Below are 22,889 nucleotides of genomic sequence, written 5' to 3'. Positions count from 1 at the left end.
TCCCAATTTCTACCCCTTATATTAAATCCACTACACCAAGAACTGGGTTCACGATTAAATCAATTTTAGCCGTTTCAAAAAGCATCAGCTTTTGTGCTTGCTCACCAATTTCTTTCACTTGGTCACGGGATGGAAATTTCATCACCCTAATTTCAGTAGCATTAACTTGAGTATTTCCCGAAATACACCTAAAATACTTGTCCATGAATGATGAATTAAGAACAGCCGCAAGACCATAGGCTTCAATAGTAGATAATTCACCACCTAATACACCGATATAATTTGTCTTGTTGCCAAAACCAATCCATTCGCAATAGTGCATCTTGGCAAGGTGAACACTAGCGACCAATCGCTGTTTTTCGTCTTTGGATGAAAAACGCTTTAGCAACACATAAGTACCATTTTTAATCATATGTTTGTCATGGTCTTCATTAAGGCTGAAGGATACGTCTTTCCTATGGTTACCCGTCCAAGTTGCAGTTAATGGTGTCACATTGTGTGGACGGTATAGCGGAACTGTATTTTTTGTCCTAGTTTCTTTGGTGATATATTGACGGGTGCGATGTTCGACCACACGACCAGTCGAAATAAAATATCCTGCATCTTCAAAAGTAGTTTTGAAAGTTTCAGCTTTCTGCAAAATGACAGCAGCACAAGCCGATTCAGGAATTCTAATTAATCGTTGATTGTTTGAAGAATCGACGATTAAATGAACTGGATATTGTTTTTCATCAGCATGGTTGATGCTGATATCACAGTCACTCGACCTAACTGTTATAGTGTTTGTATTACTACCTTTAACGAGGTAACAAATAATATTTTCTTGAAGCACCGATGAGTCATCATTATTAAACACCTTGTCTCGGTGTTTGAAAATATGAATCAAGCTTAGTGCTGATTCAGTCAGTAAGTATTCACGGAAACCTTTGAAATATAGTCCATTTGTGAAGCTGCGAGGTGTTATTGTGACCATTTGCCCACCAGCCTTCATGGAAGCCATTACAACTGCCATGAATGAAGCATATATATTCGGATCGCCGTGATACAAATCGGCTACCGCTTTAGCATAAGGTGAATCTTTCGCACTGTATTTAAAGTATGGCGGGTTAATTACTGATATATCAAATGGCTGAATATTTTCTTTCTTATCTGGTCTAGCAAGTACAAAGTCTTCACAACAAATTTCATAAGTGAAGGTTCCTAGCTGTTTACAAAACTTGTTCTGAACAATCTTCAGTGTTTGTTCAAGGCTAACAACGGCTTCACAGTCAAGTTCATATAGTACAGCATGAACAGTCCTACAACCCATACCTAAGCAATGCAAAGCAGTAGAGGCAGTTAATATACCAGTTCCTGCGCCAGCGTCCAGAATGCGAACAGTATTACTTTTGGGTTTGACGACCAGAGATGCCATGTAATCTGACACAACCGACCCGGTGAAGAACTGCCCTAAAGTCTTCCTGCTTTCTAATGACTTCGATCTGAGAAACGCACTTTGAAGGCTAATAATATCGTTTTTTGGTTCAATAAATGATTGCCGATTCAACGATTTTTACCCTTGCCCGTCTTATAAACTATAAACATTATCTCTCATTTGACTCAATTTAGGATGCACTATATTTTGTGTAGCTAACGGCTAAGTTGAGCGGCAGTAAAGTACATTTGCTCAACTAAAATATCATATTTGTCCGATCCAATGATCTATTATACCACGATCGCTTCTCAATTCTTAATTTTGGCGATCGCCCCAAAAATTTATCTTCTCAAAGTTAAGCCCTAGGGTGTGTCGCCATCGACAATCCTTCATCAACAGCGAGAATCTCATGGCGACGCACCTGCTCTTTTCCAGAGATGAGGAAAAAAAACCAACATTTTGGTAAGGTGCGTCGCTACTCGAAAAGTCGATTTTTATTGAGAGATTTTTGCAAGGCGACGCACCCTACGGCTACAGCTTTGAGGTTAGGATTGGGGCCTGTCCTCGATCGCAATATAAGGCTCACCGTGAGTACCCGTATAGATTTGAGTCGGGCGATAAATGCGGTTTGTCTCTAGCTGTTCCTTCCAGTGAGCTAGCCAACCGGCAACCCGGGCGATCGCAAAAACTGGCGTAAACAAATCCGTCGGAATTCCCATTTTTCGGTAAACCAGACCCGAATAGAAATCTACATTAGCATAAATTCCTTTGTGAGCCATTTTTTCCTCAACCACTTCTTCCAACTTGACAGCAATGTCGTAATAATCATCGCGGCCGAAGTTTTCAAACAACTGTTCCGCTAACCCTTGGAGAATAGTTGCTCTCGGATCTTTCACCTTATAAACTCGGTGTCCGAAACCCATGATTTTGTCCTTGTTTGCGACGGATTTCTCGACAAAAGCCCGCACATTTTCTACCGAACCAATTTGCTCCAACATCTCAATCACTTCTTCATTCGCTCCCCCGTGCAGAGGCCCAGCCAAAGTGCCAACTGCTGAAGCAATCACCCCGTAAGGATCAGTCAGAGTCGAAGCTGTTACCATTGCCGAGAATGTAGAGGCATTGATTGTATGTTCGGCGTGCAGAGTCAGACAAACGTCAAAAATGTTAGCTAACAGCGGATCTGGTTCTCGCTCGTTCAGCATATAAAGAAAGTTAGCCGAGTAGTTCAAATCATCCCTCGGCCGCACTGGGTCATTTCCCCGCCGCATTTGTTGAAACGCCGCCACCATTGTCGGAATTTTGGCTAGCAGCCGCACTACAGCTTCTCGAATGTATGCTGGGTTAGCCAGAGCTCGGCGCGAGTAGAACAAGCCCAGGGCGGCCGCTGAAGCTTGCAGCGCGTCCATGGGATGTCCTCTTTCGGGAAAGCATTTCATCATGTCCCGGATGCGATATTTGATCCGGCGGTGATAGCGAATTTCATGCTCGAAAGCTTCTAGTTCTTCCTTTGTCGGAAGTACGCCCCAGATTAATAAATATGAAGTTTCCACAAAAGAACTTTTCAGTGCTAGTTCCTCGATGCTAATCCCGCGATATTCCAGCACCCCTTTTTGTCCGTCTACGTAACTAATACTGGATAAGGTGGCGGGAACACCTTCTAAACCTGGTTTGAATTCGCCGACGACCATTGCGACACCGTGTTGTGTGAGTTGAATCTTACTGAGAGTACATTACCAGAAACCAAGAGAGTGTCACAGTCTTGACAAATAATCATTTAATTCAGGACTCAGGCGCAAGGATGCTCAGAAACCTGATTTTTCAACGGAGTTGCCGATCGCACCGCTAGATATTTTAGCCCCTCAAACCCGGTTTTTGCGTCCGAGAATGCGGGTTTAAGAGGGCGATTCGCGGTTTCTAGGGGAGCAAAAACTTGGGCCCAGTCAGTAAGAACATTTGGCTGCGGCCGACTGGGGAGCCTGTTTCGGGGAGAATTAAGCCGATGATACCTGCTTTTTTGATGATGAGGCTGTCTTGCGATCGCCCCCAAAGCAAAGTTTCAGCCCAATTGCCCAAATCTGGTTGGTGGCCCACCAGGGCCAAGCTGCGGCTGCCTGTTTCCTGCCACTGCTTGTACCACCTCAGCCAGTCCCCGATGTCTCCTGAAGGTGCGAGGGCTGTGGATTCTTCTATCTTGGAACTTAAGCCGATCGTTTGCAGGATTTGCGCGGTTTGGGCGGCGCGTAGTAGGGGACTGGCGAGCATCAGATCGAACTGAATTTCGAGCTCGTACAGGCGCTGGGCGATTTTTCGGGTTTTACGATCGCCCTCTTTAGTCAGCGGGCGTTCCTCGTCTGTTTCGTATTCTTCGGGTTCCGCTGCGATGCCGTGACGGATCAAATATAAATGCACTCTCGCTGTCCTTTTGATGGCTGTACGATGGCTACGCCCCGGCTTACGCCTACGCACTTATGGGTGAAGTTTGGCGCGATCGACATTTTCCTCCTATTCTACAACTGCATTGACATTTGGCGCTGTCGTCTAGTTTACACTTATAGGCTGTGCGATCGCATTCCCAGGCTCTTGCTGGCATAAAAACCGCACCTACAAACTCCAGAGTTAATGATCGTAAACTGGATTATCTTTGGGACTAATTAAATTCAGCAATTTTTGTTTAATCTGAGCATCGAATACTTCCCATTTGTGCCTTGCATAATCGCTATTCTCATTCCTGCCAGACAGAAATCCCACCGGAATTTCAAAACCTCCAGCTTGACTTCTGCCACCGCCAAAAAAGCGTCCTTGAGCATCTTGGCCGAAGGCTTCTTTAATAAATTCGTCGGGGTCGAGAGTAAGTTTATTCGTTCGCAGCGAGCCGATTACTACTTCAATTTCTTCGTCTTTATCGTGTACAATTGCGTAGACAACTGCTGTGTGTACGTTCTCTTCTGTTACTAAAAAGTCCGCCGCTTGGGGAATGGAATCGCGATCGTCATAGCGCAGGTAGCCGATGCCGGCGATCGAGAAATTGTTCTGGACGGTGCGGTGTTTGAGCGATCGCTCGATCGCATCCATCACCCACTTAGAACGAGAGGACTGTAACACCGCATTCAGCAACTGCGGGTCATAAAATCGGCTCAAATAAGCCGCAGCTAAAAAGTCCTCCTCCTGAGCTTGTCTGAGGGCGTTGGTATCCGATCGCAAACCGTGCATCAAAGCCGTAGCGCACTTGACGTGCTGGCTGACATTGCCATCGAGAGTTAGCATTCCCGCCTGTAAATACTCCGTAAAAATCGTGGCTGTAGCGCGGATTTGAGGGCGCAAATCCGTAAAATCTGCGTTCATTTCTCCTTGCAAATTGTGGTGATCGATCACGGCTGCGATCGGAACTCCCGCCCCTAAAATAAACTCGGTTAAGTTACAAGTCGTACCTTGATTGTCGATAAAAACGCAGCCCTGAAACGCCGACAAATCCTTCGTTTTTGTCGTTTCCAGTGTCCACCGCTGCAATGGCAACCCTGTCAATTTAACTAAAGCAATATTTTCTTGGTGGCTGAGGGCGCCCGCGTAGATCATCTCGCATTGGATATCGTACTTTTCGGCGATTAATTTGTAAGCCCAAGCGCTGGAAAGTGCGTCGGGGTCGGGAAAATCTTGCAATAATATTAACTGGCGATTGCCTCTGTGCCGATCGAACATTTGCCGCAATTGCTCGACTTTGCGATCGTGCAATTCCTCCCGCAGACTGGGGCGATGCTCTTCGGAAACAACTTCGGCTTTGCCGCGCCGTTTCCCGGGTGCACTCGCGGATGGTACAACCTCGTGGCTGGGGTCAACCTCAGCTTCGAGATTACCAGACGTTTCATCAGAATTGGTAGGGGATTGGTCTTTCATTGTTAAACATTAACCATTTATTTAATTTAGGACTTACGGACGAGCAGCCAGAAACCGGGTTTTTTACGAAAATTATTCGCTGTAGTCCATAGATTAGGCAAAAACCCGGTTTCTTTTATTTTGGTGCGTCCAGAAGTGTAATTCTTTCAGGACTTGCGCGCCAAAAGCTCTTAAACCCGGTTTCTTTGTAGGTGCTTCCTTGTCAAACCCAATATTTCTCACCAGAAACCGGAGTTAAGAGCGTAAATTCTCTCTTTAACTATTTAACTCTTTAACTCAAAACTATCGGGCGGGCACTCACAGGCGCCCCCCCTACAACTGAGAACTTTCCCAAAAAAACCCCGCGCTTGCTTGCGACAGGGGTTTCAAAGGCCGATTACATATTTTTGCCATTCTTGGTGCATACCGCTCTTAACGTGTCTAGTCACTTCAAAATAAAGACCGCTGTGAGGTTTCCTCGGCGGATATCGCAGCAGCATTCCCGCTTCTTTCGGGGTGCGGCTGCCTTTATTGACATTGCAGCGCACGCACGCTGTAGCCAGGTTTTCCCAACTGTCGCCTCCCCCGCGCGATCGGGGAATCACGTGATCCAGCGTCAAATCGTCCCCAGTATACCCACAGTATTGACAAGAGTGCGCGTCCCGGTGCAAGATGTTCCGGCGAGTCAGCGGAATATCCTTATATGGAACTCGGACGTAATGCCGCAGTCGAATCACAGTTGGTAGCGGGAAGTTTGGCGCAATAAATTTCCCGTTATGTTCTACCTGTTCTGCTTTTCCTTTCAGCAACAAAACTACCGCCCTTCGCCAATTGGTGATGTTGAGCGGTTCGTAGGAGGCATTCAGCACCAGAACATTGCCCATTGTTGATTATTAAAGAGAATATTTTTAATGATGCTAACACAGGTTCCAATTTAGGGGGGCGGGCTCAGGAATGGCAAGGCGATCGCCAAAAACCGTAAAAAACCGCACCTTTACCCTATACCTTCTGCGGCTGCGCCCCTGCTGCACCTATTTTCGGCCTTCGGTGTTTGTAGCGCGAGGATTTTTATCTGAGTTTAGGCCTAGAGGAAGCCAGTATGGGCGATGGCAAAACTTTACAGAATAAATTTTATTTTTTTCCCTAAATGCCTAATCTTCCCGGCAAGCAGCACTCTAACTTTTTAGAGTATTAGTAACCATCAATGAAAAAGCTTATTACCGCCCATGAAATTTCGGCTTTTAAAGTCAGTTTTTAGCGCGTCAATTATTGCCCTGGCAGCTCCGATTTTAGCAAATAGTCCCGCCCTTGCCCAAACAACGTCATTCTTCTGTGGCGCTGCTGGCGGCCGTCCAGCTACAATCGCTGTCCAACAAGGCAAAAATATTCCCGTTATTCTGTGGGTAGCCGATAACTATTTCAATGAATCGGGAGAAGACGCAATTACTCGCTGCACCAGAGTCTCGGGAATTCTCAACAACTCGCAACCCCAAGGAAGCTGGGATAATATAGTTACAGCAGGTGCATCTCCCAGGGGTCAACAAATTATTTGTGCAGCTAATCCTCAAGACGGTTCCTGTAGATTATTATATCAAGTACCCAAAGGACAAAATCCCGAACAAGCCCGACAAGAACTCTTAAGAAGAGTCAAAAATCCCAATGTAAATGCTTCGCCAGTTCAAGTAAATTAAACAGTTGACAGTTGACAGTTGACAGTATTTGTAGGGTGTGTCGCCATCGATAATCCCCAAAAAAAAGAGCGACAATCTCATAGCGACGCACCGCACACACCCTACAAACATGGTAAAAAAACCACGGGTAGGGAAACGGCATTGCCGTGTCCGTATTTCCATTGCTGTTCTTATTTACAGATAGTTGAAACCCTGCTCAAATACTCCGGTTGACTGCTGAGAAAATTGCAGCTTTGCTTCAGCAACTCTTCCAAACCTTCAACCTGTCTCAGCCAGACAGTCCCATTGCTTCCAGCTACAGCAATTTGCTTGCCATCTCGACTCCAACCAACACTAACAACATTCTCCTCAAACTCAAATTGAGCAACCTGCCGCCCCGTTAAATTCCACAGCCGCACAGTCTTGTCAATTCCCACTGTAGCCAGCCGTTCTCCGTCGGGACTAAAACTAATTGATTTCGCATCTAAATGCAGCGTTTCAAATTCACTAACTAATTCTTTTTCTGACAGATTCCACAGCCCGACTTTGCCGTTCAATGTTACTGTAGCAAAACGATACTGCTGTGGGGCAGGACTGAAGCTGATACCAATTGCCTGCACCGGCAGTGTTTTTTCCTGTTGTCCCGACAAATTCCAAATTCTGACGGTAGATTGGCTATCTAAAGTAGTTAAAAATTCGCCTTTTGGGCTAAAATTAACGCTTCTAACTAAGCCGTTGTGACCGGGAAGTTTCACACTAGACGATATTATTTTTGGCAGTTTTGATAAATTACAAATTGCAGCGCTGCCGTCGATTCCGGCCGCCGCTAACCACTTTCCTTCGGAACTAAAACTGATGCTGGTAACAGAGCCTTTAATTCCTTTGAATTTAGAAATAAGTTTACCTGATAAATTCCATAATTTAACTGTGCTTTCCCTTCCGGCAGTCGCTAAAAATTTACCATCTGGGCTAAAGCTCACCATATTAACTGACTGCTGCAAAGCTTTCCATTCAGCAATTTTATTACCGGAAAAGTTCCAAATCCGAACTCTATCGTCTATGCCTGCGGTTGCCAAAATTTGTCTTTCTGGGCTAAAACTGACGCTGGTAACTGCACCTGTATGAGCTTGCCACTTCAGCTTTTTTGGGGAAATTGATGATGCTTTTGTCTGCTGTTTTCCGCTAATTTTATCGAAAATTACTTGTAAGGCTAACAGCGGTCTAGTCGCAGGATATTGTTCGAGGTGCGGTTTGTTTTCAACCAAAGTTTTTAATCTTTTTCCAGAGGCGATCGCCCTCAATAAAGCTTCTGATAAAGCTTCGCCGTTTTCGTTTTTTTGAGATACCGCCAACAGTAAAGCATCGCTGCCATTTTGTTCGATTTCAATGCTTGCTTGTGCTAGCTTAAAGCGCTGGTAAGCGAGAGTTGAAAAGCCGATCGCGCCAACTAACGATGCTGCTAGTACCGCCGAACCAATTCCTATCCACTGTTTGGCTTTTTGCTTGGCTGCGCCAGCTTCACTCCAAGCTGTTTCGGCATCGCTTGCAGCTTTTTTTGTTTCGCGCGTAGCTGCCAGCAGCAGTTGATTTTGGTCGCTCAAAATCAGTTTTTGGCTGGCTGTCAAAAACTGAAAATCTTCGTTTCTCAAACTTTTATCAGCAGCCCAAACTAATGCTGACTGCAAATCATCACCGCGCAACAATTGGGAATCATCTTCACTGTTAGAATGCAGCCAGACTTTGAGCGCTTCCGAGTAAGGGGATAGTTTTTGTAGTTTTTGTGCGATTAAGTTTTGGTTAAATACAGCTTCATAAATAGGATTAGAAATTGTGAGTTTTTCTCGGCGCTTGACGATTAATCCAGTCAATCGCAATTCCATTTGTTCCGCACTACCATCGGGGACTATTTCAACTTGCTGTAAAATTTGTTGATATAATCCGAGTCTTCTGATAATGCGCTGGTTTTCTCTAAAAAGCCGATCGCGAATTGTGGACAAATGTTCGGGCACATCCTGAGATTCCCAATTCTCCACGATTTTCAAGCGCACTACTTCCTCAACCCACTCTCGCGGATTTTGAATGCGATATTGCTCCCCCCCTTGACAAGGGGGGGCTGGGGGGGGTGCATTTTCAAATAAGAGTTTGCAGAGCTTTTGAGTCAAGAAAGGCTGCCCGCCCGTCCAATACAAAACCTCTCTCAAAACTTCCCCAGATTTGTCTGTTATCTCTGCCAACCCGGCTGCTAGCGGTTGCGCTTCTGTTTCGTCAAAACCCGTTAATTCGATCGCCCTGCCGATATTAAAAGGAGTGTTGCTGCTGGCATTTTGCTCGCGGCACAAATCCGCCGGCGATGCTACGCCGAGGAGTGCCCACGTCAGGCGATCGAATTCTGAGTTATTGGCGCGCTTATTGTAGCACGATCGAATTAAGGCAAAAAAATCGTCGGCGGGAAAATCTAGGGCGAGAATGCTGTCGATTTCGTCGATAAAAATGACAATATTGGTGGAAATGTTGGCTAACAGTATGGTTTCGATGAATTCGCTCAATCTTTGAACCGGAGTTAAAAAATTGCGATCGCGCCACCAAGTCCGCACGTTGACAACATCCGACAGATTAAAGTTATTTTCGAGAATGCGGAGAAGACCAGCATACCACTGTTCGGGAGTCACGCCGCGGTTGCCAATTTCCGAAATGTCGATCGCAGCACAAGCAATTCCCTCATGTCTCAACCGTTGAATTGTCCGCACCTGCAAGCTAGACTTGCCCATTTGTCGGGAATTCAAAACATAGCAAAATTCCCCCGCCTTCAATCCGTTATAAAAGTCGTCATCTGCTTGGCGCTTCACATAATTCGGAGCGTTATTGGTGAGACTGCCGCCGACTTGATAGTATGATGGTTTGGGATTTGTGCTCATTACTTAATTTTTTACATAAACTTAGTCTGTAGTGCGATCGCCAATTTCATTGTACAATAAACTCAATATCTTGCAAAAGTTCTTTTAATCAAATTTGGGAACGGGCAAGATGCCCATTCCACAGGAAAATAAAACTTTTTGAACTGGCTATAAGAAACCGTCTTAGATATTTTGGTCAGAAATTTACTGCATAAATCAACCAATTTATAGGTATGAATACTGAGTGGAGCGGCCGCCATCACGACAAAGACCAATTAAGATCGGAAGTTTGGTCATCTCTGAAACAAAATAACGCATCAATTGGCGATCCGTTCGATCACATCCCCAATTTTTTCTGCGCCCAAAAGGCTGCTAAACTGCTGGGACAATTACCAATTTGGCAACAAGCAACAGCAATCAAGTGCAACCCTGATTCGCCACAAATTCCCGTGCGATTGCGGGCTTTGCAAGACGGAAAACGCTTGTATATGGCTGTACCGCGCTTGACAGATAGTCGCTGTTTTGTCGAGTTAACCGCTGAGGATTTGCACAGCCGCAATATCCCGCTAGCCGAAGCTGCGATCGCAAAAACAGCAGTCAAGTGCGGGCGGTTGGTGAGTTTTGCAGAAATGCAGCCAATTGACTTAGTAATAGTCGGTTGCGTAGCGGTAACGCGCCACGGTGGACGCACTGGAAAAGGAGCAGGATTTGCTGATTTGGAACTGGCGATGCTGGCGGAATTTGGATTAGTAAAAGCTGATACTCCGATTGTCACAACAGTGCATCCTTTGCAAATTGTGGCAGATTCGCGCTTGCCAATGCAGCCTCACGATTGGGCGCTGGATTGGGTTGTCACTCCCGATGAGGTAATTGCAACTAATACTGTTTATCCGCGTCCAATGGGATTAGATTGGGAAGAATTGCGATCGGAACAGTTGGAGAAAATTCCTATTTTGCGGAAATTGCAAGACAAATTAATCTAGAAGAAAACGAACCGCGAAGGCGCTAAGGACGCGAAGGAAGAAGAGGAAGGTAATTTCATAGCGGAAAGGAAGTAGTTACTAAGTGCGATCGAAAATATTGCCGATACAATTCGCACCTCGGAATACACTCATTTCCTTGCAATTTAACTAACCCCAAACTATCTAATTTAAACGCCTGCATCGCCTTTAATGGAACGGGACTATCTGCCGCTGCAATCTCTCTCATTCCCTGCGCTAACTCGGGATATTCTTCTAAATTCCACAGTTGGCGGCGCAGGTGATCGCTGTAAATTCCTGCATCGCTTGCAGCAGTTTCTTTTAATTGATCCAGTCTTAAATCCGATCGCGAAATGTGATATAATGCAACTCGCACTAAATACGGATGACCGCCGACAATCGCCATCAATTGCTCAACTTCGGCCTCCGACCATTGCAAATTGTGGCGCGCTGCTAAATCTTGGATTTGGTGAGGGTTGAATTCGGGCAAGTCTACGGGTAAGCCGACGTTGAAGGGCGATTGATTGATGTTCATCGGGATGTACACTTCGGTGGAGTGAACGACAATTAATCGCAGTTTTTTCCAGATGTCGCGCCGCTTCGATTCTTCGTGCCACGCCCGCAGCAGTCCTAAAAAGTCTTCGGCAATGTCGGGATATTGGAAAACGCGATCGATCTCGTCTAATCCTAAAATTAAAGGACTATCGATTTGCGGTAAAATGTATTTTTCAAAGTAATCTTTGCAGTTGACTTTGCTGCCGAAAATCTCATCCCAATAATCATCTAATTGATTTGGCAAGTGCAACTCGCGGCCGACGTAAGCGCAAAACCACCTTAAGAATTTATCTAAGTTGGCGAATACGGCTTTATCTACTAACTGAAAAGTTAGCGGCACTGTGCAATAACCTTGACGAGCTCCGTGATGCAAAATTTTTGCCATCAAGGACGTTTTGCCCATTTGTCTCGGTGCCTTAATTCTAATTAACGCGCTGGGCTGCAAAATAGTTTGATAGCAGCGTTCTTCGATGGGCGGGCGTTCTACATAAAATTGAGAAGCGACATCGACTTGTCCTCCCGGTAATTCCGGTTCGGCGGCGGGTAGAGGTATTTCGTAGCTGCTAATTTCTAATACTTGGTTTGGCGTTAAATCTTCCGGTTGTTCTGTGACTGGTGCGGGAGTTTCTGCTAGCAAATTCAGAACTTCTTCGATAATAATTGGAGTGTCGGCGGTGGTTTGCCATTCCCTCTGTTCGATTCGGTACAGATAGCCCCGCAAATCGTGGTTTAGGGGCGTGTTCAGCGGAAAACCGACGCGAATCGGTAAAATTATTGGTTTCTTGTCAGGACGCGAATCTTGCAGTTCTTTTGCTTGCTGAACTTGATATGTTAGCAGTTCGCTTTGACTGACTGTTGGTGGTAATAGCAACAGCAAATAATCGCATTCTTTGAGGAAGAAGTTAATGCGATCGAACCAATTATCTCCCAATCTAATGTTATTTTCTGCTGTGAAGACTGTATGCCCGATCGCACTTAGCGCCATTTCCAACTGTTTTCCCAACTCGCGATCGGGTTCGGCGCTGCGATAACTCACAAATACTTTAGCACTTCTGCTGCTGCTGGCGGTTTCCCCCGCTGCGGGCAAATTGTCCGACTCACCGACATCTTCGGCATCATCTAGTTTAGCCGATCGATGGTCGCCATTCGTCAGAGTCAGCTCAAACGCCGCGAACAACTGTCGCAGTTTGCTGAGATCCGCACCTTCTCTACCCTGCTTGATTTTGCTGACTGTATCGGCACCCACGCCAGACTCAGCCTCGATTTCAGTCAGAGTACCTCTAATGTTATATCGGTCAGACCATTCTTGGAGCGCCTCGTTAAGTTTCTTTAAGCCGGAGGCTGTGAGAATTCGACCGCGATCGCGTTTTGACTTGAGCACTTCGCTTGCACTGAAAGGGGCAGGAATTTAAGAATTTTAACGCCTTAAGTGCTTATTTTAAGCGATTTTAAGGGAGATAGTCGGGCAGCCGGAATTTAAGGAATTTTACTACGCCCCGGGGTTTTGGGCGATCGATCTCCTCAAACTCTGTCCTGATAACGGCTTCAACCTTTGAATATATTTGAAAAGAAAAAATTTTTTCTTAACTCCCCAATCTCCCGTGCGAGTAACCACTGATTTTTTTTAGAGTAGATACATCAAGCCAAAAAGGAGCATCACCATGAGTAAAATCTTACACAGACTCGCAATGGCAGCTTTAGGAACCGCAGCGATTTTCACAATTAATACACTTAATAGTTTAACAGAAGCATCAGCCGCTGGTAAATTTGACCAACCCGAAGTTCATCAAAACAGTGTTTTTCCAGTTACATTACCTAGTCAGTTCCATAAATAGGAAATTTGTTACTTTAATCAAGGAGAAATTATGAAGTCTACACTTTACTCGCCAACAGCTACCGCCACCAAATCTGACTTAGTTGATGCTGATGCGATCGATGCCTGCACAGCCCTTGCTTGGGTTGAATTGGTAGCCCTAGATGACAGCGCTCTCACGGGTGATGATTGGCTGGTTTTGTGCGATGATATTGATAGCGGGGAAATCTACCGCGGCTGGTTCCTCTGGCACGATCGCGAAGTTAGCGGTAATTGGGAAGCTTACGACCATTTGAACGATCGCCGATTTGTTGCCAAAAGCCAAATTTTTGCCCAAAGTGCGATCGACTCCATCGAAGATGCGAGAAATCTGGCGATCAGACAACTAGAATTTGTTATCTAAAACAAATACAATTCGCGCCGAGGAAACAATAATTCTGCGCAGATAATTCCCGACTGAATGAACTTTCCAACCTACGCGAGACGAGAATAAAAAGGTTTAATATAACCGGATGCGATATAATTCCCGGAAACCGAATATTCTCAAAGAAAATAATAAAAATTACGGGTGCGGGCAAGAGTTAACTGTATGATGCTAGGTGGTTCGCAACGACAAAGCGGTTGAGAACACTGTTCCAGCCGTTTTCACGTTGCAGCCGTTAAACTCTTACTCCTCACACATGACTCCAAAACTGCGATGGCTGTTACCTGCCTTAATTAGTGTTTTGTCGATCGCCCTACCTGCAAAAGCTGATACACTAACATCATGGCATTTCGATGCCCGCCAAAATCAACTCAATTTAACAACAGATTCAGGAGTCCAGCCGCAAGTTAAACTCATTGCAAATCCCACCCGCTTAGTAATTGACTTGCCAGGAATAGTCTTAGAATATCCCGAAAGTCCTCAAAGCTACAACTCCGCTATTCAAGAAATTAGAGTCGGGCAATTTGACACCGAAACCACCAGGTTAGTGATACAATTAACTCCCGGTTATAAATTAGATCCGCAACAAGTCCGAGTCATTAAAGAATCTGCCACTCGCTGGTCATTTCAGTTGCCCAATCCCGAACAAATAGCAGCAAACGAGTCTTTTCCACCAGCAGCTATTACCCAGATTCAACAAAAACCCGGTCAAGTTCCCGTCACTGTTTCTTCAGAAACTCCCAGAAACTATGCTGCTGATTTGGCGATGCGCGCCGGTTCGGAGATGAGCGCGATTAAGCCTCAGATTGAAAGTGCGATCGAACAGTACAAGTCCCTCAGCGCCGGAATGTTCTTTCTGGATTTGGATACAGGAGACTATTTAGACATAAAAGGCGATCGAGTATTTCCGGCCGCGAGTACAATCAAATTGCCAATCCTGATTGCATTTTATCAAGATGTAGACGCAGGCAAAGTTAGCCTCGACGAAACATTAGTTATGAAGTCCGACTTAGTAGCCAGCGGTTCTGGAACCATGCAAGACGAACCAGATAACACTCGGTTTAGCATCAGAGAAACCGTAGATAAAATGATTACCATCAGCGACAATACAGCCACCAACATGATTATCGAACGTTTGGGGGGAATTGCAAAACTCAACGAGCGTTTTCGCAGTTGGGGATTAGTCGATACAAGAATTCGCAATTGGCTCGGCGATTTTCAAGGCACAAATACCACAACTTCTGTGGATATGGTAAAGTTGCTGGCGATGCTGTCTCGCGATAAATTAGTTTCGGAATCCAGTCGGGAACAGGTTTTAGAATTATTGCGGAATACGACAACTAGAACGCTGTTGCCTTCGGGTTTGGGGCCGGGAGCCGTGATTGCTGATAAAACTGGAGATATCGGTTTTGTAGTTGGCGATGCGGGGATTATTGATATGCCGAATGGTAAGCGTTATTTAGCCGCAATTTTTGTCAAACGTCCTTACAATGACCCGATTGTCAGAGATTTTGTGCGCCGAATTTCGCGGATTGTCTACAATTATTTAGACCAACCTGCGGCGAAAGTATCGAATTAAATTATTTCCTTTTTCTCTTCTCGTTTCCAGGCTCTGCCTGGAAATGAATACCAGGAGGCTCTGCCTCCGGTAAACTGAGACGAGAAACAGCGAGGCAGAGCCTCTAGATATGCGTTACCAGGCAGAGCCTGGTAACGAGAGTAATGTCATTGCGAGTGAAGCTAAGCAATCGCAGAGTCTAGGATTGCTTAGCTTCACTCGCAATGACAAATTAAATTATTAAATGACTAATGACTGCTGACGAATGACTACTCTTTCCGCTCGACAGCCACAGTCAAATGAGCCACCACTGCCCCAACTGTCGCAAGTACGGCAGCAATTGGAAATACTACAGCCCCTGCAACGCCACCTACCAATCCCGCCATCAGGGGAATGTCTGCTAAAATCCGCCCTTGTGGGTTTTTGATGACGAGGCGGCGGAGTTTTCCTTGCTGAATTAGTTCTTTGACTTTACCAATTAAACCGTCGGCACTAATTTTAAACTCTTCCACTCTAACTTTTTCCTCTGTAGTAAATTCTGAGGCGAATAAAGGAGTTTCAACTGTTGGGTTGGCTGCCTCTGCTGCTGTGTCGTCTTGCAGGATTGTTGCTTGTTGTTCTAGTTGTTGTGAGTTCATTTTTTGTAGGGCGGGCGAAAACCAGCCGTTGAATTTCTATACTTTTATCTTGCCCGATCGCACTTGGCAACGACAGGCAAGGAAACCCTACAACCTGCATTCGTAGTTTCCCCCTCTGCCTTTTTACTCGAAACTTTATATCAGTTCGGAAAGCAGAGTTTATCTATTTCTAAAGGTATAGCTCCCCCTACGCTGCTGGGGATAATCTCATGTCCTAACTAAGATTAGTTCGTAGTGAGGACTTTAGTCCTCTGAATTATCAGGACTAACGAACAATCAAACAGCAATTAAATCCCGTGACTTTTACCAATCACCCAACTGCGGCGGAAAATCCGAGCCAGAGTCGATTCTTCCAAAGCAAAATAGATGGGGCGGCCGTGAGGACAAGTGCGCGGATTGCGAGTTTGCTGCCATTCATCCAACAAATTTTGCATTTGCAAAAGACTTAAAGGAGTACCGTTGCGAATAGCGCTGCGACAAGCAGTAGCAACTTGAGCAGCTTGCAAATCTGCGACTTTACTGAGTTCAAAAAGCGCATCTGCACAGTCATCTCGCGAGGCTAATAATTCAGGCACTTCGCGCGCCGCCCATAGCTGTTCGCCAAAAGTTTCTACTTCCAAACCCAAGCGCGACAAATTCTCAATTTGTAGCGCCGATAATTGACTGAGAATCACTGGTTTTTCTAGAGATTTTAACTGCCAAGCGGCGCACAGTTGCTCGTACAAAACGCGCTCGTGAGCGATGTGCTGTTCCACCAACCACATTCCGCTGGAGTGTTCCGCTACAATGTAAGTATTGTGAACTTGAGCGATCGCCCTCAGTTCCATCAATCCTATTTTATTACATGAGGCCTCTTCGCCGCCGTCATCATTCTGGCGAGCCGAAACCCCGACACTGTAAGCACTTTTTTGTTCCGATGCCTTCAGCAATTGTCCTACGCGATCGGGAATTGGAGGATCTGGCAAAACCTCATCATTCAGGTGCAAAGCCCGATTGATTGCCACACCAACTTGCGCTTGCCAAAAACTCGGATCGTGCAGATAAATTTCCACTTTAGCTGGGTGGCGGTTCCAGTCGATTTCGGAGGGGGAGATTTGCAGGTGCACAAAACACACGGGATAGCGATCGCGCGGACAAGTGCGGGCGAAGGCGCTGAGAATAGTTTGCTCTAATTCGGGCGATCGCACAACCCGCCGATTCACCGCCACCTTCACCCAATCGGGCCGCCTGCGGTGACAGCGATCGGGCAAACCAATTACTAACTCCAAAGACTGGGAATTGGTAACAGATAATTGGGAATCGGCAACAGGTAATTGATAATTGTGCTTACTTGTAGCTCCCACAAGTTGAGTTTCTCGCAAAAAATTTGCTGCTTGCAGATTTTGAGGACTCGCAGGCAAATCTAACTTTAAATACTGCAAATCGCTCGATCGCACGCCGCGCACAAATTGAGGTAAAATTTGTGACGCTGTGCTGGCAGAAGTTACATAAAAACAAGGCGTATTTGCTTGACGCAACTGCCAATTTACGTGGGGGTGACAAATCGCAATTTGCTGAATGATTGATTGAATCGATCGCATTTGCTGTGCCGGCGACAAAAAAGTGCGGCGCACAGGCCAATTGCCAAACAAATTAGCCACAGTGACTACCGTACCCGGGGCGATCGCCGCTGTTTCCACCTCCACAGCTTCGCCCGCCCTGTTGTAAACCACCCGCCAGCCCGATCGAGCATTTTCAGCTCCACCCTTGTTAAACGATGAGTTGGCGGGGGTTTGCACAGACTCTCGATTTTCCCAAAAATCGCCCAATCCCAAATCGTTCGATCGGCTCAACACCTCCAAACAGCCCAACTGAGCCAAACTGTGCAAAGCTTCCCCGCGAAATCCCAAAGTAGCAATTTTGTACAGGTCTGCTTCCGTGGTAATTTTGCTGGTACTGTGAGGCGAAGCCGCCTGCTGCAAATTTTCCAGATCCATTCCCGTACCGTTATCAGCAACTTGCACCCGCCACTGTTCGGGCCAAACAGACACAACGATGCGAGTTGCGCCAGCATCCAGAGAATTTTCTACTAATTCTCGTACCGCTGCGGCGATCGAGTCAATCACTTCGCCTGCGGCAATTAAGTTGATAACTTCTGCGGGTAACGTTTGAATAGTAACTGGCATCAGATTTTTAGCGGTTCGTCAATTCAATTCTACTTGATTTTGCAACTCGCTACACACTATTATGACTTAAGTAGGTGGTGACAAATAAACATTACTTAAACTCGCTCTGCTCAAGCCATATTTTTCGGCAGCCGGATGTAAAAAGTTGTCCCTTTTTCGTTTTCCGACTCATAAGTAATTTCTCCTTTGTGAGCATCAACGATCGACTTAGCAATCGCCGTTCCCAAGCCAGTACCAGTCCGCTTTCCATAAGTCACAAACGGTTCAAATAACTTTTCTTGAATTGCCTGCGGAATACCTGGGCCGTTATCGTAAATCGTAATTTCTGCCCACTCCTCGCTTTGTCCGACAGCAATCTCTACTCGCCCCCCGCGCCCGCCAAAAGCTTCAACAGCATTCCCAACTAAATTTTGCAAAACGCGCAAAATCTTATTTTCGTCCGCTTCCACTATCACTTCTGTCACCCGTAAAACCAAATCTACTTTTGCCGCCTCAAAATAAACTCTGTTCAACCTTTCAAACTGCTGCAACGTCTGGATCAGATTAAATGGTTTTTTATTTAATGCAGAGTTGCCGCGCGAAAATTCTAACACTTCTTCAGCCATCCCCAACATTCGCTGAACCTGCAATTGAATCAGTTCACACCACTCCTGAGTTTCATCATCCGGGTGCATTTCTTTGAGCATTTCGCTGGAGAGTTTAATTCCCGTGAAAGGACTTTTGAAGTCGTGAATAATTGTGCTCACCATTTCTCCTACCAAGACCATTTTTTGTTTGTGTACGAACTGGCTAACATATTGATCCGTGGTAGACCGCAAATTTTTAATAATGAAACTAAACATTTGCAGTACCGAACTGCCTTTAGCAAACTGGAGAGTTGCTATCAGTTCTTCGCGGCATAATTTTGCCAAAGTCGTGCCGCCAACTGCCACAGCTCTAGCACTGCGCGGTTCTCCGTCTAAAACTCCGAGTTCGCCAAAAAAATCGTCGGGCTTAGCAACAGCAATCGTTTGGTATTTATTGTTTTCAACCCGCTTGCTAAACTCGACTTCACCTTCTAAAATTAGATATAAAAAATCGGCTGTTTCTCCTTCTTCAAAAACCAGCGTTTCCTCAGCAAAACTCTCCACTACGGCTATTTGGCACAGGTGAGCAGCTTGAAGAGGTTCAAAATAAGACATAAATCGATGAGATGCCAGATCCATGTGAAAATACCTGAGGCTTAATTTAAACAGTTTCTTTCTTCTATCTTCGCCGATCGCCATTGCTGCGCCAATAAAATACAATACTGCTTTAATCAGGCTCTATTTTCTGGTATCCCTGGTTTTGAGGGGAGGGTAAGCGTCGGAATGCAGAGCCAGACTAGCACAGCAGCACCAGCAATTTCACCAAATTTTCTCAGTTAGTTGACTAAAATACATAAATATGATATTGGCTTTCAGATTTAAATTGGATGTGCGATCGAGCTCTCCGACGCGCCCCACAAGATTTTAACTGTAGAGAGATGGTGCAATTTAAATGCCGATCGACCTATTTGGCCAAAAATTAACGATCGCCAGATAACACAATCGCAGCATTCTGCCCGCCAAACCCAAAACTCAAACAAAGCGCATTTCTCACAATAGTCGATCGGGCACAGCGAACAAAATCTAAATCAAACCCCGGTTTTTTCATGCCAGCGCCTGGTGGCAACATCTGATTTTGAATACCCATCAAACAAAAAGCCGCGCCCAAAGCTCCCGAAGCTCCCAAAGTATGACCTGTAGCGCCCTTAGTCGAACTAACAGCAACTCCTCGGCGAAACAATTTCTGAATTAACAGCGCCTCGTGTCGGTCATTTAAGTCAGTTGCAGTACCATGAGCGTGAATAAAATCTAGATCAACCGCCGATAAATTGCTACGTTTCAAACATTGATTTACCGCCGCGATCGCACTTTCCCCCCCAAGCTCCGGCGCGTTAGCATAACAAGCATCATTTGTCAAGCCAAAACCCGAAATTCCACCGTAAATTTTAGCGCCACGACGATGTGCCAACTCAATCGATTCTAATACAAATAAAGCCCCGCCTTCGCCGAGCACAAAGCCTTCCCGATGTTGATCAAACGGATAGCAGCCAGTGTTAGCCAAAGCACCCATCCGGTTAAACCCAGCCAGAGTCAGCGGTGTAATTGGCGCTTCCACAGCACCTGCGATCGCCCGCTGACACTCACCAGTCCGGATCAAATCAACAGCACGGGCGATCGACTGTAGGCCCGTCGCACAAGCAGCCATCGGCGCCAGCACAGGCCCCGTCGAGCCAATTGCCCTCGCCGCGGCGATCGCCCCCATGTGAGGCAAAGAATCCACAAATTGAGCATTGGGAATTAGTAATTGGGAATCGGGCATTGGGCATTGGGCATTGGGCATTGGGAATTCCCTTCCTTCTTCCTTCTGCCTGACATCCGTTACATCCGTTACAGAATCCGTTGCCGAACTTCCCTCGGACTTCTTCAGTCCATCCGTTACATCCGTTAAATCCCGCACATTGCCCGTTGCCGAACTTCCTTCCCTTACCAACTGTTCCAAATTTCCTTGAAAGCCGCGACTAGAGCCAATAACAATCCCGCAATCAGGCAAATCCCAAGTCAAATCCGCATCTTGCAAAGCATCTGCCAAAACCTGCTGAATTAAACTTATTAAATCAGCAGGTTTTGTACCAACCAGAGCCAAAAGCTGCGGTTCAAGTTCTAAAAAAGGTTGATAGCGCTCAATTCCCGAATCCCCAGCCAACAGTCTTTTCCAGCTATTTTCCAGATTACCCAAAGCTGAAACAAGACCAATTCCAGTAACAACAACATCCATAAATTGAAATCAGAAGGCAGAAGGCAATTATTAGTTGTTAGTTGTTAGTTGTTAGTTGTTAGTTGTTAGTTGTCAGTTGTTAATCATCACTAATAACCAATAACTAATAACCAATAACCAATGACTGATGACCAATGACCAATGACTACCTTCAGCTACCAGGTTTAAAATCTTCCAAACCTTGAGTGACAGTAGCCTTCTCAATCCGATCGCCTGCTTGAATCTTATCAACAACATCCATCCCTTGCTTCACATAGCCAAAAACCGCATAACTACCGTCCAAAAACGGCACATCGGTCAAAGTAAAGTAAAACTGAGAAGAAGCCGAATCAGGACTCTGCGATCGAGCCATAGCCACAGCCCCGCGACTGTGCATCAACACCGGTTTATCCTTAACCCCAGCTTCTTCTAGCGTTTTGCTATAAGTCGGATTTGCAGCACCTTTAGCTTTAATTTCCAGAGGAATCCTGCGTTCTGTAGAAGTTTTCTGGTCAATAAAACCACCAGTTCCCAGCCGTGCAGTCGGGAATTTAGGGTCTTTACCCTGGGGGTCGCCGCCCTGAACTACAAAAGGCTGAGGTTCCCGCACGACTCGGTGAAATACCAGCCCATCGTAGACTCCCTTCTGAACCAAATCGACAAAATTGCCCGCAGTAATTGGCGCATTTGTGCCGTCGAGTTCGATCGTAATCGGAGCACCTTTAACCGTCATCACCACCGTTGCTTTTCCTTCCAAACGCGGCAAATTGCTAAATTGCGAACTCACCGCCACAGCATTAGAAGGAGACGGAGATGCAGACAAAGCAATGCTTTCACCAGACGCCGGATTCGGTGTCGGAGTTGAGTTAGCCTGCGGGGAACTACCGCATCCCCCGACAAACAGCGCACCAATTATTAAAAGTGAGAACAACCACCGATGAAGTTTGATTTGCATTTGCATTTGTATTTTGACTTTCACTTTCACTCAACCAGGTAACGTAGAGGGCGAGGCGCACCCTAGACTTATCGACTAGGGTGCGCGCGCAGCGCACCCTACTCGCCATTACCAATTCTTTAATCGCAAATCTCTAAAGTCCTTCGAGGGGAACTTGCAAAAATCGAGCCAATTCGGCAGCTTGATTTTCCACCTGAGACAAAGCAATCGGCTGTCCGACTCTAGTCAGGGGAAACTGACGGCGGTCTTTGAGCTTAAGATAAATGCTGCGGCAGGGATTGAGACCTTCTTTAATGTCCACCCGCACAGATTGCACGTCGGATGTCTTGCAAGTAAAATCAAGTTTGCGGTTTTTGCCAGGAAATCCCCAGCGAAAGATCCGAATGCTACCAGTAGAGCGATCGAACTCATTGTATCCGCCGCCGACATCCCAGAGAATCGTCAGCCACAGGTAAAGCGCCAACAGCACGCCGCAGACACCGTAGAAACCCATCGCGATACCTTGGGGGATGAAAATGAGCTTAGTCGGGTCAGAAAAAGGCAGCAAGTTCACGTGCAAGTAGCTGGAAATGCCCGACAGCAGGAAACCAGTGCCTCCAATGGTGACAATCGTCCCCCACCAGAAGTTGCTGAAGCGACGGGAGCCCAAAACCTGATAGCGCAGGACAGAATCGATCGAGGTCGTCGTTTTTGCAGTCATAAGATTAAACAGCCTTAAAGCCAAATTTTAATTCAAGTCGCCCACCTGTGCGTCACACTTCGCTGGCGCGATCGCGACTGGTGAGGATTCTGTATCAACTCCTGCTAATTATGTTGAAAATTTATGAACTTCTAATATATAGTTATGTTAACTTTAATTAGAAACCTTGGTCTTTTAACAAGCAAGAGGATTTTACCGCTATGACAATCGCCGTCGGACGCGCCCAGACCGAAAGAGGCATCTTTGATGTCCTCGACGACTGGCTCAAACGCGATCGCTTCGTCTTCGTAGGCTGGTCTGGCATCCTGCTATTCCCCTGCGCCTACATGGCCATCGGTGGCTGGCTAACCGGCACCACCTTCGTCACATCCTGGTACACCCACGGTTTGGCAAGCTCCTACCTCGAAGGAGCCAACTTCCTCACCGTCGC

The 22,889-nt window shown here is 46.1% G+C and carries 19 protein-coding genes and 1 pseudogene; 7 read left to right on the top strand and 13 right to left on the bottom strand.

Features of this window, described 5'->3' with window-relative positions:
- Positions 1-16: 16 nt before the first annotated feature.
- The 3 genes from QUB68_RS20455 to sixA form a co-directional block, all read right to left on the bottom strand.
- Positions 17-1,546 (bottom strand): Eco57I restriction-modification methylase domain-containing protein, encoded by a 1,530-nt coding sequence (locus QUB68_RS20455; protein ID WP_332995871.1) that lies wholly within the window; start codon positions 1,544-1,546, stop codon positions 17-19.
- Positions 1,547-1,959: 413 nt separating this feature from the next.
- Complete coding sequence (locus tag QUB68_RS20450; protein ID WP_332995869.1) at positions 1,960-3,105, bottom strand: citrate synthase; 1,146 nt, start codon at positions 3,103-3,105, stop codon at positions 1,960-1,962.
- A gap of 226 nt (positions 3,106-3,331) precedes the next feature.
- The gene (sixA, locus tag QUB68_RS20445) at positions 3,332-3,826 is read right to left on the bottom strand and encodes a phosphohistidine phosphatase SixA (protein WP_332995867.1); all 495 of its coding nucleotides are present in this window, start codon (positions 3,824-3,826) and stop codon (positions 3,332-3,334) included.
- Here sixA and QUB68_RS20440 point away from each other — a divergent pair.
- Positions 3,821-4,009 carry a hypothetical protein gene (locus tag QUB68_RS20440; RefSeq protein WP_332995865.1) on the top strand — a complete coding sequence of 63 codons (189 nt, stop codon included), beginning with the start codon at positions 3,821-3,823 and terminating at the stop codon, positions 4,007-4,009. The two genes, sixA and QUB68_RS20440, sit on opposite strands and share 6 nt — an antisense overlap.
- A gap of 24 nt (positions 4,010-4,033) precedes the next feature.
- On the opposite strand, the gene QUB68_RS20435 is transcribed toward QUB68_RS20440, so the two are convergent.
- Both QUB68_RS20435 and QUB68_RS20430 read right to left on the bottom strand, forming a co-directional pair.
- Positions 4,034-5,308 (bottom strand): DHH family phosphoesterase, encoded by a 1,275-nt coding sequence (locus QUB68_RS20435; RefSeq protein ID WP_332995864.1) that lies wholly within the window; start codon positions 5,306-5,308, stop codon positions 4,034-4,036.
- A gap of 365 nt (positions 5,309-5,673) precedes the next feature.
- Positions 5,674-6,171 carry an HNH endonuclease gene (locus QUB68_RS20430; RefSeq protein WP_332946494.1) on the bottom strand — a complete coding sequence of 166 codons (498 nt, stop codon included), beginning with the start codon at positions 6,169-6,171 and terminating at the stop codon, positions 5,674-5,676.
- 342 nt (positions 6,172-6,513) lie between these two features.
- On the opposite strand from QUB68_RS20430, the gene QUB68_RS20425 reads away from it, so the two are divergent.
- A complete protein-coding gene (locus QUB68_RS20425; protein ID WP_332995863.1) occupies positions 6,514-6,978 on the top strand; it encodes a COP23 domain-containing protein in 465 nt (154 codons plus the stop codon).
- A 170-nt stretch (positions 6,979-7,148) separates the two neighbouring features.
- On the opposite strand, the gene QUB68_RS20420 is transcribed toward QUB68_RS20425, so the two are convergent.
- Positions 7,149-9,872, bottom strand: coding sequence for an AAA-like domain-containing protein (locus QUB68_RS20420; RefSeq protein WP_332995861.1), 2,724 nt, complete (start codon positions 9,870-9,872; stop codon positions 7,149-7,151).
- A gap of 212 nt (positions 9,873-10,084) precedes the next feature.
- Here QUB68_RS20420 and QUB68_RS20415 point away from each other — a divergent pair, with 212 nt between their 5' ends.
- Entirely contained in the window at positions 10,085-10,834 is a 750-nt protein-coding gene (locus QUB68_RS20415; protein ID WP_332995860.1) for a 5-formyltetrahydrofolate cyclo-ligase, read from the top strand.
- Between the two features lie 55 nt (positions 10,835-10,889).
- Here the strand turns inward: QUB68_RS20415 and QUB68_RS20410 are convergent, their stop codons facing one another.
- The gene (locus tag QUB68_RS20410) at positions 10,890-12,767 is read right to left on the bottom strand and encodes an AAA-like domain-containing protein (RefSeq protein WP_332995859.1); all 1,878 of its coding nucleotides are present in this window, start codon (positions 12,765-12,767) and stop codon (positions 10,890-10,892) included.
- 280 nt (positions 12,768-13,047) lie between these two features.
- On the opposite strand from QUB68_RS20410, the gene QUB68_RS20405 reads away from it, so the two are divergent.
- The 3 genes from QUB68_RS20405 to QUB68_RS20395 all read left to right on the top strand — a co-directional run bounded on the left by QUB68_RS20405 (position 13,048) and on the right by QUB68_RS20395 (position 15,202).
- Complete coding sequence (locus QUB68_RS20405) at positions 13,048-13,221, top strand: hypothetical protein (RefSeq protein WP_332995858.1); 174 nt, start codon at positions 13,048-13,050, stop codon at positions 13,219-13,221.
- 30 nt (positions 13,222-13,251) lie between these two features.
- A complete protein-coding gene (locus QUB68_RS20400; protein ID WP_332995856.1) occupies positions 13,252-13,602 on the top strand; it encodes a hypothetical protein in 351 nt (116 codons plus the stop codon).
- Between the two features lie 277 nt (positions 13,603-13,879).
- Positions 13,880-15,202 (top strand): serine hydrolase, encoded by a 1,323-nt coding sequence (locus QUB68_RS20395; protein WP_332995855.1) that lies wholly within the window; start codon positions 13,880-13,882, stop codon positions 15,200-15,202.
- Positions 15,203-15,450: 248 nt separating this feature from the next.
- On the opposite strand, the gene QUB68_RS20390 is transcribed toward QUB68_RS20395, so the two are convergent.
- The 6 genes from QUB68_RS20390 to QUB68_RS20365 all read right to left on the bottom strand — a co-directional run bounded on the left by QUB68_RS20390 (position 15,451) and on the right by QUB68_RS20365 (position 22,459).
- Entirely contained in the window at positions 15,451-15,819 is a 369-nt protein-coding gene (locus tag QUB68_RS20390) for a DUF4342 domain-containing protein (RefSeq protein ID WP_332995854.1), read from the bottom strand.
- A gap of 287 nt (positions 15,820-16,106) precedes the next feature.
- Positions 16,107-17,984: a DNA mismatch repair endonuclease MutL gene (gene mutL, locus QUB68_RS20385; RefSeq protein WP_332995853.1), complete on the bottom strand. Its 1,878-nt coding sequence runs from the start codon at positions 17,982-17,984 to the stop codon at positions 16,107-16,109.
- A 110-nt stretch (positions 17,985-18,094) separates the two neighbouring features.
- Complete coding sequence (locus tag QUB68_RS20380) at positions 18,095-19,189, bottom strand: ATP-binding protein (RefSeq protein WP_332996117.1); 1,095 nt, start codon at positions 19,187-19,189, stop codon at positions 18,095-18,097.
- A 340-nt stretch (positions 19,190-19,529) separates the two neighbouring features.
- Complete coding sequence (locus tag QUB68_RS20375; protein ID WP_332995851.1) at positions 19,530-20,825, bottom strand: beta-ketoacyl synthase N-terminal-like domain-containing protein; 1,296 nt, start codon at positions 20,823-20,825, stop codon at positions 19,530-19,532.
- 151 nt (positions 20,826-20,976) lie between these two features.
- Complete coding sequence (locus QUB68_RS20370; protein ID WP_442923112.1) at positions 20,977-21,765, bottom strand: peptidylprolyl isomerase; 789 nt, start codon at positions 21,763-21,765, stop codon at positions 20,977-20,979.
- A 127-nt stretch (positions 21,766-21,892) separates the two neighbouring features.
- A complete protein-coding gene (locus QUB68_RS20365) occupies positions 21,893-22,459 on the bottom strand; it encodes a photosystem I assembly protein Ycf4 (protein WP_332995848.1) in 567 nt (188 codons plus the stop codon).
- A 200-nt stretch (positions 22,460-22,659) separates the two neighbouring features.
- Between QUB68_RS20365 and QUB68_RS20360 the strand changes: the two are divergent.
- Positions 22,660-22,889: pseudogene (locus QUB68_RS20360) on the top strand (photosystem II D2 protein (photosystem q(a) protein)); the annotation flags it as partial.

The sequence above is a fragment of the Microcoleus sp. A006_D1 genome, assembly GCF_036702805.1.
Taxonomy (GTDB): domain Bacteria; phylum Cyanobacteriota; class Cyanobacteriia; order Cyanobacteriales; family Microcoleaceae; genus Microcoleus.
The sequence above is the reverse complement of the archived record's forward strand: the minus strand, read 5'-3'. Positions and strand labels throughout refer to the sequence as shown.

Coding starts and splice junctions, on each gene's coding strand:
- QUB68_RS20450 (WP_332995869.1), bottom strand. CDS start 3,105: ATGGTCGTCGGCGAATTCAAACCAGGTTTAGAAGGTGTTCCCGCCACC.
- QUB68_RS20440 (WP_332995865.1), top strand. CDS start 3,821: ATGCACTCTCGCTGTCCTTTTGATGGCTGTACGATGGCTACGCCCCGG.
- QUB68_RS20435 (WP_332995864.1), bottom strand. CDS start 5,308: ATGAAAGACCAATCCCCTACCAATTCTGATGAAACGTCTGGTAATCTC.
- QUB68_RS20430 (WP_332946494.1), bottom strand. CDS start 6,171: ATGGGCAATGTTCTGGTGCTGAATGCCTCCTACGAACCGCTCAACATC.
- QUB68_RS20425 (WP_332995863.1), top strand. CDS start 6,514: ATGAAATTTCGGCTTTTAAAGTCAGTTTTTAGCGCGTCAATTATTGCC.
- QUB68_RS20420 (WP_332995861.1), bottom strand. CDS start 9,872: ATGAGCACAAATCCCAAACCATCATACTATCAAGTCGGCGGCAGTCTC.
- QUB68_RS20415 (WP_332995860.1), top strand. CDS start 10,085: ATGAATACTGAGTGGAGCGGCCGCCATCACGACAAAGACCAATTAAGA.
- QUB68_RS20405 (WP_332995858.1), top strand. CDS start 13,048: ATGAGTAAAATCTTACACAGACTCGCAATGGCAGCTTTAGGAACCGCA.
- QUB68_RS20400 (WP_332995856.1), top strand. CDS start 13,252: ATGAAGTCTACACTTTACTCGCCAACAGCTACCGCCACCAAATCTGAC.
- QUB68_RS20395 (WP_332995855.1), top strand. CDS start 13,880: ATGACTCCAAAACTGCGATGGCTGTTACCTGCCTTAATTAGTGTTTTG.
- QUB68_RS20390 (WP_332995854.1), bottom strand. CDS start 15,819: ATGAACTCACAACAACTAGAACAACAAGCAACAATCCTGCAAGACGAC.
- mutL (WP_332995853.1), bottom strand. CDS start 17,984: ATGCCAGTTACTATTCAAACGTTACCCGCAGAAGTTATCAACTTAATT.
- QUB68_RS20380 (WP_332996117.1), bottom strand. CDS start 19,189: ATGGATCTGGCATCTCATCGATTTATGTCTTATTTTGAACCTCTTCAA.
- QUB68_RS20375 (WP_332995851.1), bottom strand. CDS start 20,825: ATGGATGTTGTTGTTACTGGAATTGGTCTTGTTTCAGCTTTGGGTAAT.
- QUB68_RS20370 (WP_442923112.1), bottom strand. CDS start 21,765: ATGCAAATGCAAATCAAACTTCATCGGTGGTTGTTCTCACTTTTAATA.
- QUB68_RS20365 (WP_332995848.1), bottom strand. CDS start 22,459: ATGACTGCAAAAACGACGACCTCGATCGATTCTGTCCTGCGCTATCAG.